At 46.2% G+C, this 15,518-nt stretch carries 13 protein-coding genes; 1 reads left to right on the forward strand and 12 read right to left on the reverse strand.

Annotated elements, in window-relative coordinates:
* Nucleotides 1-160 precede the first annotated feature (160 nt).
* Together relA and rlmD are read right to left on the reverse strand one after the other, a co-directional pair.
* Nucleotides 161-2,380 carry a GTP diphosphokinase gene (gene relA, locus R7035_RS10655; RefSeq protein WP_262602803.1) on the reverse strand — a complete coding sequence of 740 codons (2,220 nt, stop codon included), beginning with the start codon at nucleotides 2,378-2,380 and terminating at the stop codon, nucleotides 161-163.
* A 123-nt stretch (nucleotides 2,381-2,503) separates the two neighbouring features.
* On the reverse strand, nucleotides 2,504-3,823 hold the full coding sequence (rlmD, locus tag R7035_RS10660; protein ID WP_213961249.1) for a 23S rRNA (uracil(1939)-C(5))-methyltransferase RlmD: 1,320 nt from the start codon (nucleotides 3,821-3,823) through the stop codon (nucleotides 2,504-2,506).
* 192 nt (nucleotides 3,824-4,015) lie between these two features.
* Between rlmD and barA the strand changes: the two genes are divergently transcribed.
* Nucleotides 4,016-6,814: a two-component sensor histidine kinase BarA gene (barA, locus tag R7035_RS10665; RefSeq protein WP_033907441.1), complete on the forward strand. Its 2,799-nt coding sequence runs from the start codon at nucleotides 4,016-4,018 to the stop codon at nucleotides 6,812-6,814.
* Between the two features lie 69 nt (nucleotides 6,815-6,883).
* Here barA and acpS read toward each other — a convergent pair whose 3' ends face one another.
* From acpS to R7035_RS10715, 10 genes are all read right to left on the reverse strand, one after another.
* A complete protein-coding gene (acpS, locus tag R7035_RS10670; RefSeq protein ID WP_005380927.1) occupies nucleotides 6,884-7,264 on the reverse strand; it encodes a holo-ACP synthase in 381 nt (126 codons plus the stop codon).
* A gap of 10 nt (nucleotides 7,265-7,274) precedes the next feature.
* A complete protein-coding gene (pdxJ, locus tag R7035_RS10675; RefSeq protein ID WP_005384579.1) occupies nucleotides 7,275-8,009 on the reverse strand; it encodes a pyridoxine 5'-phosphate synthase in 735 nt (244 codons plus the stop codon).
* Nucleotides 8,006-8,737, reverse strand: coding sequence for a DNA repair protein RecO (gene recO / locus R7035_RS10680; RefSeq protein ID WP_005384578.1), 732 nt, complete (start codon nucleotides 8,735-8,737; stop codon nucleotides 8,006-8,008). Before recO ends, pdxJ begins: the two co-directional genes overlap by 4 nt.
* Before the next feature lie 115 nt (nucleotides 8,738-8,852).
* Entirely contained in the window at nucleotides 8,853-9,815 is a 963-nt protein-coding gene (era, locus tag R7035_RS10685; protein WP_005380931.1) for a GTPase Era, read from the reverse strand.
* Nucleotides 9,808-10,485, reverse strand: coding sequence for a ribonuclease III (gene rnc, locus R7035_RS10690; protein WP_005380932.1), 678 nt, complete (start codon nucleotides 10,483-10,485; stop codon nucleotides 9,808-9,810). Before rnc ends, era begins: the two co-directional genes overlap by 8 nt.
* Nucleotides 10,486-10,506: 21 nt before the next feature.
* Nucleotides 10,507-11,406 (reverse strand): signal peptidase I, encoded by a 900-nt coding sequence (lepB, locus tag R7035_RS10695; RefSeq protein ID WP_005380933.1) that lies wholly within the window; start codon nucleotides 11,404-11,406, stop codon nucleotides 10,507-10,509.
* Nucleotides 11,407-11,510: 104 nt separating this feature from the next.
* Nucleotides 11,511-13,304, reverse strand: a complete 1,794-nt coding sequence (gene lepA, locus R7035_RS10700) for a translation elongation factor 4 (RefSeq protein ID WP_005380934.1) — start codon at nucleotides 13,302-13,304, stop codon at nucleotides 11,511-11,513.
* Between the two features lie 158 nt (nucleotides 13,305-13,462).
* Nucleotides 13,463-13,933 (reverse strand): SoxR reducing system RseC family protein, encoded by a 471-nt coding sequence (locus R7035_RS10705; RefSeq protein ID WP_005384575.1) that lies wholly within the window; start codon nucleotides 13,931-13,933, stop codon nucleotides 13,463-13,465.
* Between the two features lie 2 nt (nucleotides 13,934-13,935).
* Nucleotides 13,936-14,895 (reverse strand): sigma-E factor regulatory protein RseB, encoded by a 960-nt coding sequence (rseB, locus tag R7035_RS10710; RefSeq protein WP_005380941.1) that lies wholly within the window; start codon nucleotides 14,893-14,895, stop codon nucleotides 13,936-13,938.
* Nucleotides 14,892-15,518 carry a sigma-E factor negative regulatory protein gene (locus R7035_RS10715; protein ID WP_256901312.1) on the reverse strand — a complete coding sequence of 209 codons (627 nt, stop codon included), beginning with the start codon at nucleotides 15,516-15,518 and terminating at the stop codon, nucleotides 14,892-14,894. The genes rseB and R7035_RS10715 overlap by 4 nt, the downstream gene beginning before the upstream one ends.

The following is a 15,518-nucleotide window of genomic DNA, read 5'->3' on the forward strand; positions in this document are numbered from 1 at the left end:
TAACGCAGATAAAAAGCCAAATATGACGCAAGTGTAACTCTGTAAATAGTTGAAGTTGTAGCTAGGCGACAAACAAACGAGACTCCTGAGCATGGTTCACCATGTGATGGAGCGAGTGCGTGCAGTCAACAACGCTACAACGATAACTATGACGAGAGTTTTAGCCGAGGCGTTTCACCGTCATGACATCCTTGATCTGTTCCACACGCTTCGAAACCCGCGAAAGCACCTCAATATTGGTGACTTCTAGGTCAAAGTCCATGATGGCAAGTTGACGTCTGTAGTCGACTCGGTTCTTCATACTGGTCACTTTGATCTTTTCGTTGGCGAACAGTGTCGTAATGTCTTTGAGTAGACCACCTCGCTCCATCGCTTCAACACGCACGGTGAGGATGTATGACCCCACAAAGCCGCTGCCCCAGACTGTATCGATGATGCGCTCTGGCGCATGATGGCGCAGTTCTTCTAACTGTTCACAGTCACTACGGTGTACTGAAATCCCACGACCTTGCGTTATGTAACCAGAGATATCGTCACCTGGAATTGGCTGACAGCAACGTGCTAGATGTGTCATTAGGTTATCGACGCCTTCTACTACAACTGCGTCTTTTTTCGGTCGGCTTTGCGCGGGTGATTTATGCTCAGCTTCTTGCAGTTTTTCCAGTGCTTGCTGGTCTTCTTCCTCTGCCGTTGGCTTGTTAACTAACGCGTTGATATGGTTAATGATTTGATTGATGCGCAAATCACCGCTACCTACCCCAACATACAATTCATCTGGTGTTTTGACGTTAAACCGCTTGAGGGCGTAATGCTCTGCATCTTTTAACGTTGCGCCAATTTTGGCTAACTCATGCTCAAGGATTTCACGACCTGCTTCGAGGTTCTTCTCACGGCTTTGTTTTCGGAACCAGGCGTTAATTTTGGCACGCGCACGACCAGAATGAACGAAGCCTAATGATGGGTTTAACCAGTCACGTGATGGGTTAGGTTCTTTCTGAGTGATAATCTCGACTTGGTCACCCATATGTAATTTATGCGTGAACGGCACAATACGACCTCCGACTTTGGCACCGATACAACGGTGTCCCACTTCGGAGTGAATGTGATAGGCAAAATCTAGCGGCGTTGCCCCCATTGGCAAATCGACAACATCACCACGTGGTGTAAAGGCATAAACACGGTCATCAAAGACTTGGCTACGCAGCTCATCGAGCATTTCGCCAGAGTCAGACATTTCTTCTTGCCAATCCAGTAGCTTACGCAGCCACGTGATTTTCTCATCATAACCGCTTCGGCTGCTTGCCCCTTCTTTATATTTCCAGTGCGCTGCAACCCCCAGTTCCGACTCTTCATGCATTTGCTTGGTACGAATCTGGATCTCGATGGTTTTGCCTTCTGGCCCTAGAATTACTGTATGGATCGATTGATAACCGTTTGGTTTAGGGTTAGCAACGTAGTCATCAAACTCGCTCGGTAGGTGCTTGTATTTGGTGTGAACTACGCCTAAAGCCGCGTAACAATCTTGCAGTTTTTCTGCGATGATACGCACTGCTCGCACATCAAACAGCTCATCAAAGGCCAAACTCTTTTTCTGCATTTTTCGCCAAATGCTGTAGATGTGCTTAGGTCGACCACTCACTTCGGCATTGATGCCCGACACTTCCATTTCGTGCGTGAGGTCTTCAACAAAGTCTTTGATGTACTGTTCACGAACAATGCGTCGCTCAGAAAGCTGTTTGGCAATTTGTTTGTAAGTTTCCGGTTGTTGGTAGCGGAAAGCGTAATCTTCAATTTCCCATTTCAGCTGACCGATGCCTAATCGGTTTGCTAGCGGCGCATAGATGTTGGCACACTCTTTTGCCGCCGCACGTCGAACTTCATCTGGCGCTTTTTTAACTTCAATAAGATTACAAATTCGTTCCGCGAGCTTGATAACTACGCAGCGGAAGTCATCCACCATGGCAAGCAGCATACGGCGTACGTTATCTACCTGAGATGACGCTGCACTGCCTTCCATGTTGACGTTGAGTTGGCCAATAGCAGCCATTTCTTCAACGCCGTCGATTAATTTTATGATTTCTTTGCTGTATTTCTCTTCCAGAATTTCTCTGTTAAAAGCACCACTTGAAACCAAAGGAAACAGTTGAGCAGCCACTAAAGTGGCTTGATCCATAGACAAGGTGATTAAAATTTCGATCATTTCTCGTCCACGCCACAACAACAGCTCCGCTTGCTCGTTATCAGCTAATACCGTCTGGCAATCTCGATATACTTCGATTAAGCGTGAGGCTGTGTTTTTCTCTTGTCCTAGGCTAGCCACCCAGTTTTCGAGTTCAAACTGTTCATCTTGGTTTAAATGCGCGCTTCTTACCGCAACCATCTCATCATCCTAATTATTATATTCGTGTGGTTTGACTAACACCGTCCAGGTTAGTTCTTTTTACCGCGCGTACACGCTGGCTTTATGACCACCCACCACAAATAAGGGGTCAAAGTCCTAAAGTTAGGACTTTTCAAACAATGCCATCGATTCTAGATGACTGGTATGAGGGAACATGTCCAGCATACCTAATTTCGTTAATTTATAGCCTTGCTCTATCAAGCTTTGACTATCCCTAGCAAGGGTAGCAGGATTACAAGAAACATAAACTACACGCTGTGCGCCAAGCTCAGAAACTTGATCGATGATCCCACTCGCTCCCGCGCGTGCCGGGTCTAATAATACTTTATCAAACCGCTCTGCGGCCCAGGCTTGGCCTTCAAAATCTTGCTCAAGGTTAGCGTGATAAAATTGCGCGTTATTGATTTGGTTCAAAGATGCATTGTTTGTGGCTTTTTCTACCATCTCTGCAACACCCTCTACTCCAACCACGTACTTAGCTAATTTCGCAACTGGTAAACTAAAGTTGCCTAAACCACAGAACAAATCTAACACTCGGTCACTCTTTTGTGGGTCTAACCACTCAACCGCTTGTTTGACCATTTGTTGGTTTACACCTTGGTTTACTTGAATAAAGTTATTTGGTGCAAAAGGGATTTTCACTCCAACTTCTTGATAAAAAGGCATATCGCCTTCGATAAGGTCTAATTGTTCTGTCGATGGCATTAAGTACAACGATGCGCCATGACGTTTTGCCAACTCCGTTAGAGATTGAGTTTCACTCGTTGTCAGAGCGCTCAAGTGGCGCAGCGTAATACACGGTCCATTATCACCAAGTACCAGCTCTACATGACCCAATTGTTCAGGCTTTTTGAACGCTTTTAGGGCTGAGTAAATCTCTGGCAGCAAAACATTCAGTTCCGGTGCTAGCACTGGGCAATCGGTCACTTGCGCAATTTGCTTACTCTGCTTTTTACGGAAACCAAAATGTAGCTGACGTGTTTTTTTATCAACAAACAAGCTCACTCTCGCACGGCGACGGTAGGCCTGCGAATCTCCCAATAACGGGGCATCTAGTTCAATGTCACTGCCTGAAAATTTTCGCATTAGCTGACGCAACGTTTGCTGTTTGTACGTCAATTGTTGGTCATAATCTAGATGCTGCAAATCACAGCCACCGCACTCATGATAATGTGGGCAAAATGGCTCCACACGAGCTTCACTCGGCTTAAGGATTTTAATCAACTTACCGCGAGCGAACTTGCTCTTTTCTTCCACCAATTGAGTGACCACCTCCTCACCCGGCAGTGCTCCATCAATAAACAATGGCTTCTTTTTGAGGTAAGCAATGCCTGCGCCGTGGTGATCTAAACGCTCTACTTGCACTGCTTGGTGCCGAGTATTGAGTTGGGTTTTCTTTTTCGGTTGAAAGATGCGTGCCATGCTCTATGCCTGATTTATGTGTAATTGCTCTTCGGCTTCACTATTCTTGATTGCAGCCGTTGTGTGATTCGAGTGACTTGATTATGCTTACCGTTTATTCGGTGACGTCACTTCTTTGCTCAAGGCTTTATCGTGCGCTTGAGAAATAATGCGTTATTTTCCCATATCCAGACTCCGATGTAATTAGATAACATGACCAGATATGGCTTACGAGCACGTGTAATTACACTAACTCTCGCTCCCACTCTCATTATTGGTTTATTACTGAGCGGCTTTTTCTCATTTAACCGCTACCAAGACCTTGAGAAACAAGTTATCACCACTGGTAACAGCATTATTGAGCCGCTGGCGATTGCCAGTGAAACTCATCTACTATCAGAAAGCCGAGAGGCGGTACGTCGCTTGATAAGCTACGCGCACCGTAAAAACTCCAAACTGGTTCGTAGTATCGCGGTATTTGATGAACATCATGAGCTCTTTGTAACCTCTAACTTTCATCCTAATTTTGAAGCCTTGATGTTTCCCAAAGATAAACCGATCCCGCAACTGGGTAATTCGGAAATCTACGAAAACTCACTGATATTGCGTGTCCCCATTTTGTCAGAAGGTCACTACTTAGCGGAGTTGTCGAACGAGAGCCAAGGCACAAAAGCGATTGGTTACATCGCCGTCGAGTTAGATCTCTCCTCCTTGAGGCTGCAACAGTATCAAGAAGTCTTCTCTGCGTTTTTAGTTCTGGTTCTCGGTCTTGGCTTAGCAAGTGTGTTTGCTTCACGTCTAATGCACGATGTGACCCAACCTATCACCCACATGAAGAATGTCGTTGACCGCATTCGCCGCGGTCATCTGGATGTGCGTATCGAAGGCAAAATGCACGGGGAGTTAGACCAGCTAAAAAATGGCATCAACGCCATGGCGGTATCGTTATCAGAATATCACGTGGAGATGCAGCACAGTATAGACCAAGCCACGTCCGACTTACGTGAAACGCTTGAGCAGCTAGAAATTCAGAACGTTGAGCTGGATATCGCGAAGAAACGCGCGCAAGAAGCGGCCAGGGTTAAGTCAGAGTTCTTGGCAAACATGTCGCACGAGCTGCGTACTCCGCTCAATGGGGTGATTGGCTTTACTCGTCAAATGCTTAAAACGCAGCTTTCTAACAGCCAAACGGATTACCTACAGACGATTGAGAAATCGGCGAACAACTTGCTGAATATCATCAATGACATTCTCGACTTCTCGAAACTTGAAGCGGGTAAGTTGGCGCTGGAAAACATTCCTTTTGATTTCCGAGAAAGTTTAGAAGAGGTAATTAACCTACAAGCCACAAGTGCACATGAGAAAGGGTTAGAAATCACCCTAAAAGTGGACCCTAAAATTCCACCAGGTTTAGTTGGGGATCCACTACGTATCCAGCAAATTTTGACGAACTTAGTCGGTAACTCAATCAAGTTTACCGAGCGAGGCAACATTGATGTTAGCGTAGAAATGCGCTCTCAATCAGGAGACTCCGTCGAACTGCAATTCATGGTGCGTGATACCGGTATTGGTATCTCTGAGCGTCAGCAAGCGCAGTTGTTCCAAGCCTTTAGCCAAGCGGATGCCAGTATTTCACGTCGTTACGGTGGTACTGGCCTTGGTCTGGTCATCACTCAGAAACTGGTGAGCCAGATGGGCGGCGAAATCAGTTTAACCAGCCGTCTACACCAAGGTTCAACCTTCTGGTTTACGGTGCGCTTGCACTCAACCGAGATGCCAATGAGCGAACTGATTGAAGTGGAACTTCTGACTGGGAAGCAGTTACTACTGATTGAACCAAACATGCAAGCCGCATCCGTAACCCAACAGATTCTAAGTCAGGAGGGTATTTTAGTAACCTACCGCTCTTCGCTACCAAACAACGAAGAACAATATGATTATGTATTGTTGAATTTAGCGGCCAACCAGACTCACGATGCGGAAGTTATTACACCTTGGATAGAACAAGCGAAACGCATGGCTCCGAGTGTTCTCCTAGGGACACCGAGTACCGAATTGGCGCTTGCGGACCAAATAATGACAGAGCATCACGTCCAGTGCCTGACGAAGCCATTGTCTCGCCGTAAGTTGCTACAAAGCCTGATTAGCGAACATGTAGAATCGCCACCGGTATTAAGCGCTCCAATTACGCCAAGCGAAGGGGACCGTTTACCTCTCACTGTACTAGCAGTGGATGACAACCCTGCAAACTTGAAGCTGATCTCTGCACTGCTCCGCGAACGAGTAGAAACCGTCACCGCCTGTAGCAATGGCCAGCAAGCGGTGAACCTGGCGACAGAGAAAAAGTACGATTTAATCTTCATGGATATTCAAATGCCACAAATGGATGGGGTGACCGCTTGTAAGCACATTAAAGAGTTGGAGCTAAATAAAGACACGCCAGTAATTGCGGTAACGGCGCATGCCATGGCAGGGGAACGAGACCGCTTGCTCTCGGCAGGAATGGATGACTACTTGACCAAACCTATTGAAGAGCATGTGCTACAACAAGTTTTGGTTCACTGGAACCCAAATGCTTGTACAGAGAGCATTGGCAAAGTCGCCCCTTCATACGTTGATGAACCTGAAGGAAGCGCACCACAATCCGTTTCTTCGCCTCAGCAGGATGTGATTATTGATTGGCAAGCAGCCTTGAAACAGAGCGCGAATAAAGAGGATCTCGCCAAAGATATGCTGCGCATGTTGATTGAGTTCATCCCTGAAGTAGAAGCAGTTGTTGACCAAGCTCTGGAGCAAGAAGATATCTCTCGTGACGACCTAATTCATGTCATCCATAAGCTGCACGGCAGTAGTTCATATTGTGGCGTTCCAAGGCTGAAATCACTCTGTGCGACGCTTGAGCAAGCACTGCGCTCAGGGATCAGTCTTGAGGAAGTTGAGCCTGAAATGTTCGAGCTGCAAGATGAAATGATTAAAGTAACAACAACCGCAAAGTTATACCTTGAACAGTGATCTATTGAAGAGAAACAAAAGCCAGAGCAAATGCTCTGGCTTTTTAGTATTTTGTTTAAGACTTACAAGCTAGGATTCAAAAATGACCGTCGCCACAGCGTAATGACGCTCATCGGAAATGGACAGGTGAATGTGGTTAACGCCCATCGCATCCGCTATTTGCTTGGCTGTGCCCGTCAATGCGAGCACTGGTTTTCCAAGCTCATCGTTCGAGATGGAAAAGTCGTGAAACGTGACCCCTTTTGCGATCCCTGTACCCAATGCTTTTGAGGCCGCTTCTTTAACAGCAAAGCGCTTAGCAAGATAACGCCCTTGCAGCTTAAGCTGTGAGAATTTGGCCATTTCTTCTTCTGAAAGAATCCGCTGAGCAAAAGGTTCACCACTACGAGCTAACGCTTTTTCAATACGCTCAATTTCTGCAATGTCGGTCCCTAACCCTATAATCGCCATCTAGATAGCCCTATGACTGGCGAGCCTCAATCATCAGTGCTTTCATGTCAGCAACCGCTTTATTTAAACCATCAAATACTGCGCGACCAATGATTGAGTGACCAATGTTGAGTTCGTAAATTTCTGGTAATGCAGCAATTGGTGCGACATTGTGATAAGTCAGGCCATGCCCGGCATTAACAATAATACCTAGGTCATGTGCATAACTCGCACCAGCAGCAATCTTCTTCAGTTCAGCTTGTTGCTCGTCTTCTGTCGTCGCATCTGCATAATGGCCAGTATGTAGCTCAATAAACGGAGCGCCACACTTTTTCGCAGCTTCAATCTGTTGACGGTCAGCATCAATAAAGAGCGAAACTTTGATGCCTGCATCTGTCAGCTTTTTCGTCGCAGCTTTAATTTTTTCAAGCTGCCCTACTACATCTAAGCCACCTTCCGTCGTCAGTTCTTCACGCTTTTCAGGCACTAAACACACAAACTCTGGTTTAGTTTGCAGCGCAATCTCAACCATTTCGTCCGTCACTGCCATCTCTAGATTCATACGCGTTTGAATGGTTTCACGCAGAATACGTACATCACGATCCAAAATATGGCGACGGTCTTCACGTAAGTGGATAGTGATACCGTCCGCGCCTGCACGCTCAGCAATTTCAGCAGCGTGAACAGGATCTGGGTATTTTGTACCACGTGCATTACGTAGAGTGGCAATATGGTCGATATTGACGCCTAAATAAATTGAGCTCATTTTCCGTTACTCCGTGCTCTGGGGGTCTGAATGAAAAATTCACGACTTTTTAAAGGTTTGCCGCCAAGATACGGCTTTAAGGCTATACGTGTAAAGCGTTTTGCCGCTTTTAGCTGCTCTTTAGTGACGAACCGCCGCTCACTGATAGCAATCAGTTCATTCCCTAAAAACGTGAGGTTATCGCGCCTAACCGAAGCAATAAACCCTTTCTGTTCCCGGTAACGATAGGTCATTTCTGGGTCGACGGGCTCGCCGGTACCTGCACAATGCAAAAAATCCACGCCATACCCCATAGCAGACAGCAAGGCTAACTCAAAACGACGCAGTGCAGGCTCAGGGTTCTCGTTGTGCGCCAACTCGGTTAACGCATGCAAATAATCATGAAATAGTGCTGGCATCGGCACTTCAGCCATCAAAATACGGCCAATCAGTTCATTGACGTACATGGCTGAGTAGAGATTAATGCCCGTTAACGGCAAACCTAGACTTATCGGCTCGGCTTGACGCAAAGTTTTCATCGAGCCTTTCCCCGACCATTTAAGTAATAGCGGGGTAAAAGGTTGCAATGCGCCTTTTAAGTTCGAACGCTTACTGCGCGCGCCTTTGGCCATTAAAGTCATTCGGCCATATTCCTCACTAAATACATCAAGGATTAAGCTCGATTCACTGTAAGGGCGTCGGTGCAATACAAAACAGCGCTGTAAACCTTCGGAAGACAGATTACTCATCTAAGTCATTGTGCCTAAAAAGTGTGAAATAAAAAATAAGGAGCCGAGCGGCTCCTTATTTTAATCGATACTGATTTTTCATCGATGTTGGAGCGAAGCACCTTCGCAGCCAAGATTATAAATCGTCTATATAACCCAACGAACGCAACGCTCGTTCGTCGTCTGCCCAGCCAGATTTCACTTTTACCCAGGTTTCTAGGTAAACTTTACGACCGAACAATTCTTCCATATCCAAACGCGCTTCGCGACCAATGGTTTTAATCTTCTCGCCGCCTTTGCCAATCACCATTTTCTTCTGACCATTACGCTCAACAAGAATCAAGGCATTGATGTGGAAACCGTCGGTTTCGGGGTTGTAATCAAAACGTTCAATTTCAACCGTTACTGAGTATGGCAGCTCTTCACCAGTAAAGCGCATCAGCTTTTCACGCACAATCTCAGACGCCATAAAACGCTGAGAACGGTCAGTCACGTATTCTTCTGGGAAGTGATGCGTTGCTTTAGGTAAGTGATTACGCACGTGCTTACGCAGTACGTCAATGTTCTTACCTTGCTTGGCAGAGATTGGCACAACATCCACGAAGTCCATTTTCTTCGACATCTCCGCCATGTGTAGCATCACGTCGTTACGATCTTGTACGTTGTCGACTTTGTTTACACAAAGCACAACTGGGAAGTTCGATTTTTGAAGTTTGGTCAGCACCATCTCATCGTCTTTAGTCCAATGCGTACCATCGACTAAGAAGAACACAAGGTTTACATCACTCAATGACGAGTTAGCTGCACGGTTCATCAAACGGTTGATCGCACGCTTTTCTTCAATGTGAAGTCCAGGCGTGTCGACGTAAATCGCTTGGTAATCGCCGTCCGTATCCACACCCATAATACGGTGGCGTGTCGTTTGCGGCTTACGAGAGGTGATCGAAATCTTCTGACCCAAAATCTTGTTCAAAAGTGTCGACTTACCTACGTTTGGACGACCAACAATAGCAATAAAGCCACAGTGTTGGTTTTCTGGCGAGCTTGGCTCACCTTGTGATGCGAAAAACGCATCGATATCGAATTCGTTATCAGCCATTTGTTAATTGCTCAAGTGCTGTTTCAGCAGCCGCTTGTTCTGCCTTGCGGCGGCTGGTGCCTTTACCGATTACAGGCTTATCCACACCTGCTACTTCGCACTCAACCGTGAACTCTTGGTTGTGCGCTTCACCTTTAATATTAGTCACTGTGTAGACAGGCAGCGGTTTTCTTCTGCCTTGTAGGAACTCTTGTAGGCGAGTTTTCGGATCTTTCTGTGAAACGCCTGGTTTAATGGCTTCAAGGCGTGACTGATACCAACTCAGTACAATGCCTCGCACAACTTCAAGATCACTGTCTAGGTAAATTGCGCCAATAATGGCTTCAACCGCATCGGCTAAAATAGAGTCTCGGCGAAAACCGCCACTCTTCAATTCACCTGGACCTAATTTTAAATAATCTCCTAGATCGAATTCACGACCCAGTTCCGCCAATGTATGTCCGCGAACCAAAGTAGCACGCATGCGGCTCATGTCACCTTCGTTCACTTTTGGGAAACGATGGTACAGATCATCAGCGATGACAAAACTTAAAATTGAATCGCCCAGAAACTCAAGACGTTCATTGTGCTTACTGTTGGCGCTGCGGTGCGTCAGCGCCAAATTGATAAGCCCGGCATCTTGAAACTGGTAGCCGAGCTTTCTCTCTAGTTTATCAATTGGAGAATTCATACTCTCTCGATATTTGAATGGTTAGTGAATGCCACCGATGCGGTTAAAACGCACACCAGTTGGAATCCATGAAGGTAGAACACTATCTGCGCCACGATCAAACTCGAAGCTGATCCAGATCGCGACAGCTTTACCGACTAAGTTTGCTTCTGGAACAAAGCCCCAGTAACGGCTGTCAGCACTGTTGTCACGGTTATCACCCATCACAAAATACTGACCTTGTGGTACAACCCACTCTGTCGTGCCGCTGCGTGGGAAATATTGCTCCACGCGGTTACGCACAAGAGGGTTAACCAAAATATTGTGCTCAACGTTACCCAATTTTTCATCCAGTTGGATCATTGGAATACCGTTCGAGCTAAACTGACTTTCTTCAACATTGCTCAGTTTAACTGGCTTACATGCCGATTCGCCTTGGCTTTGCACGCAAAGCTGCTTATCACTTGAATAACGCACGATATCACCAGGTAAACCAACTACACGCTTAATGTAGTCCACACTTGGTTGTGGTGGGTATTTGAAGACCACGATATCACCACGCTCAGGCTTACCAGTTTCCACTAGCTGAGTACGCCATACTGGGTCTTTTAGACCGTACGCGTACTTCTCAACTAAAATGAAATCGCCAACCAGCAAGGTAGGCATCATTGAGCCTGATGGGATTTGAAATGGTTCGTAGATAAAAGAACGTAATACTAAAACGAACGCGATCACAGGGAAAATAGAGACGCTATTTTCAACCCACCAAGGCTGACGCTCAACTTTTTGCAAGGTCACTGCATCCAAACCATTAGACGTCTGAGCTTGAATCTCAGCCAGTTTTTCCTGACGCTTTTTCGCGAAAACCAGCTTTTCCAATAGCCAAACCACGCCAGTTACCAAAGTCGCAATAACCAACATCAGTGAGAATGTATTCGCCATTAAATTCCCTTATCTAAAAATACGAAAGTGAAAGAGCCGAAACCCTTTCACTTATTTTAATATCTAACGTCTTAAGACCGACAAGTGTGAGACAAAGTTCAACTTTAGTCTTTACCTACGTGAAGGATGGCTAGGAACGCTTCTTGAGGCAGCTCAACGTTACCGATCTGCTTCATGCGTTTCTTACCTTCTTTCTGTTTCTTCAGAAGTTTCTTCTTACGACTTACGTCACCGCCGTAACATTTCGCAATAACGTTCTTACGCAACTGTTTTACCGTTGAACGAGCGATAATGTGGTTACCAATTGCCGCTTGGATTGCGATATCAAACATTTGGCGAGGGATGAATTCTTTCATCTTCTCTACCAACTGACGACCGCGAGTCTGAGACTGATCTTTGTGTGTGATCATCGCCAATGCATCAACAGTGTCACCGTTAAGAAGAACGTCTACACGTACCATGTTCGAAGCTTCAAAACGCTGGAAGTTGTAATCCAAAGATGCGTAACCGCGTGATGTTGATTTCAGACGATCGAAGAAATCCAGTACCACTTCAGCCATTGGAATATCGTAAGTCACAGCGACTTGGTTACCGTGGTAAACCATATCAACTTGACTGCCTCGCTTTTCAACACACAGTGTGATTACGTTACCTAGGTACTCTGAAGGCACAAGGATGTTACAACGCGCAATCGGTTCACGAATTTCTTCAATGTCATTGATCGCTGGTAGTTTTGCTGGGCTATCAACATACAGCAGATCGCCATCCGTCTTCTCAACTTCGTAAACTACCGTTGGTGCTGTGGTAATAAGATCCAAGTCGTATTCACGCTCTAGACGCTCTTGGATGATTTCCATGTGCAACATGCCAAGGAAACCACAACGGAAACCAAAGCCAAGTGCCGCAGAGTTTTCTGGCTCGTAGAATAGCGATGCGTCGTTGAGGCTTAGTTTGCCTAGTGCGTCACGGAAGTTTTCGTAATCGTCGGAAGATACAGGGAACAGACCTGCGTAAACCTGAGGTTTAACTTTCTTAAAGCCAGGTAGCGGTTTATCACAACCATTCTTCGCTAGAGTCAGCGTATCACCAACAGGGGCACCAAGAATGTCTTTGATACCACAAACAACCCAACCTACTTCACCAGTACGAAGGGTATCGGTATCTACTTGTTTTGGCGTAAAGATACCAAGGCGGTCTACACCCCAAACTTGGCCCGTACTCATCACTTTGATCTTATCGTTCTTCTTCAGTTCGCCGTTTTTAATACGCACTAGAGAAACAACGCCAAGGTAGTTATCAAACCATGAGTCAATGATCAGCGCTTGTAGTGGCGCATCTGGATCACCTTCCGGAGCAGGGATCGCTGACACAATGTTCTCTAGAACGTCATCAACACCGATGCCTGTCTTCGCAGAACAGCGGGTTGCTTCCATTGCATCGATACCAACGATTTCTTCAATTTCTTCCGCTACACGCTCAGGATCGGCTGCTGGTAGGTCAATCTTGTTCAAGATTGGCACAACCTCTAGATCCATTTCGATCGCGGTGTAACAGTTAGCCAGTGTTTGAGCTTCAACACCTTGACCCGCATCCACAACCAATAGCGCACCTTCACAAGCCGCTAGAGAACGTGATACTTCATATGCAAAGTCAACGTGCCCCGGAGTATCGATGAAGTTCAGCTGATACGTCTCACCGTCTTTAGCGGTGTAGTTTAGCGTCACACTCTGAGATTTGATGGTGATGCCACGCTCACGTTCAAGATCCATAGAATCCAGAACCTGTGCGGCCATTTCACGATCGGTTAACCCGCCACAAACTTGGATTAGACGGTCTGATAGGGTCGACTTACCATGGTCGATGTGGGCGATAATCGAAAAGTTACGAATGTGCTTCATAGATTTAGGGTGACTAACTCTTTACAAATAGGGACAGTAAGAAACGCCATCTACTGACGGCATTTCAATCAAGTTGGCAGATTCTACCGAATTTCGTTAACGGGCGCACGTAATTTAAAGTACATACCCAAATAACCTTTAGTGGAGGGGGACAGCACTTACTGGATTGGCTCTCCAAGTACCCGAACGAGGGTAACTTGGCGCTTGGATTCATCTTCTAACGGACGAGAAACACGTTTTGCGATCCACATTCCACCAGCGGCAAACAATACCGATGCCAATATGATGATGCCTTCCCCGCCGGCTGTCAGCGGCGCTAATAGGAAGTGACCAAACATCGCACCGATAATCAAACCAAACAATGGCAGTAAATAAACCGCCATTGCTGATTTTATTAGGCTCGACTCAGGAAAACCAATCTCGACGACTTGACCTATTTTCACCGATTTATCCGTGCGCAGGTGCCAAGATAAACTCTTGTTACCAATGGCTTTAGTAACAACGCCCGTTCCACAGCTTTTCTGTGAAGAGCAACTACTGCAACTGGTCTGCTGTTCGCAACTTAAATCAATTTCGTATTGCTTGCCGCGACGATGCACGTCTGTCACGGTAGCCAACGCGGTCATCATTGTTATTTACTCTTTGTTACATTAAATGTGACAGATTGGGCTATACGCTGTGCTGTGGTCGGTGGAATGTCTCCTACAACAGAGATTTCATGTTGACCGCTCACAAAACTGTGTAGCGTTCTTCTGCCTTGGCGAACCAACTGCCCTTTTAACGAATGCTCATCTTTGTTTGCCACGTAAACAGAGAAGCTAAACAGACCATCAGAATACAGCTGGCTCTCCACCATTTGATTAGTAACGGCCATTCGATAGCGGTTGAGCTCGTTCGGCTCGAAACCCTCAGGGATCCAACCAACCTGCCAATTACTGGTCCCAATATCGCCTTTTGGCATGGTGAGAACAGCAGGTAATTGAACATCTTGCAGGCCACTCATTAACTCTGCGATTTTTGGATTTACCGTGTAAGAAATAGTGCGATATTGTTCAAGCATCTCACCATCGCGGTCCACAAGGTCGGCACGTAACGGCAATTTACTCTTCTCATCGATCCATAGTACGTATGAATAGCGCAGACCGTCTTTAGGAACAATACGCAGCACTTGTGTTGCCACACCAGCTTCACGAGCTCTACCCACTTTTACATAGTCGTAATACAAGTTTAGCTCATCGATATTGGTGTTGAGCATAGGCATAGTCGGAGCGACCATTTTACCTGACTCGATGGTGAACGGTTCTAAACCCGTTTCGATGTAACTTACTTCAGTTCCGCGACGAATCACTTCACGCACGGGGCCACTTAAGTAGACAAGGTGAGCATATTGATCGTCACCATGCGTGGCATGACGATACAGCAACGGCTCAATGCTGTTCTTTTTGATAAGGATATAAGAGAGTTCGTAACTTAAATTCTTACTCGCCTCGCTCATTTGATGCAATAAAGCCTCCGCTGGCTTATCACCAGCAAAGGCTTGAGAAGACATCATACTGAACAGAGCGCAAGCGCTGATCAGAAATTTTTTCATTCAATATCCGGATTCAGATTTGCATCTTGTTGAGATGCATCACTGTTAATTCGTAACTGCAATTCGTAGTCTCGCAGCATAGCATGAACACGCTTGCGCTGCTCTTGCATATTTGCCTCGCCTACAGAACGTTCTACAGACTCACGAGTCAAACTCACTGGTTCTGCGCTGCCAGCAAACGGAACCGTCTGCAATACAGGTAATTGATCTGTTTGCGGCAACATTGAATCGCTACCACCGTACTGCTGTACACCTAAAATAACAACAAGCGATACACATGCAGCAACAGCAACTTGACCAAACTGCGTCAACCAACCTGGCAACTGACGTTTTGCTTTTTGCGGTTCTGGTTGCGACTCTTTTGGCGTATCCGCAATTGAGATAACATTTGCACTGTGCGAATCAAACGCACGGTGTGCAGGTTCATCTTCTAACGCTAACGCCACGCTTTCAGCAATATTCCACTCAGGTTTTGCTGGCGCTTCACCTCGCATCACATCACCAATCAGGTGATAGTTCTGCCAAGCATCACGGCTCTCTTGGTCTTGCTCTAACTCTTGAATTAAAGCCTTATCGACCAATTCTCCATCCATGAGAGCTGAAAGTTTTTCTTTGTCAGCCAT

This window comes from Vibrio sp. 1731, assembly GCF_033339955.1.
In the GTDB taxonomy this organism is placed as follows: domain Bacteria; phylum Pseudomonadota; class Gammaproteobacteria; order Enterobacterales; family Vibrionaceae; genus Vibrio; species Vibrio alginolyticus.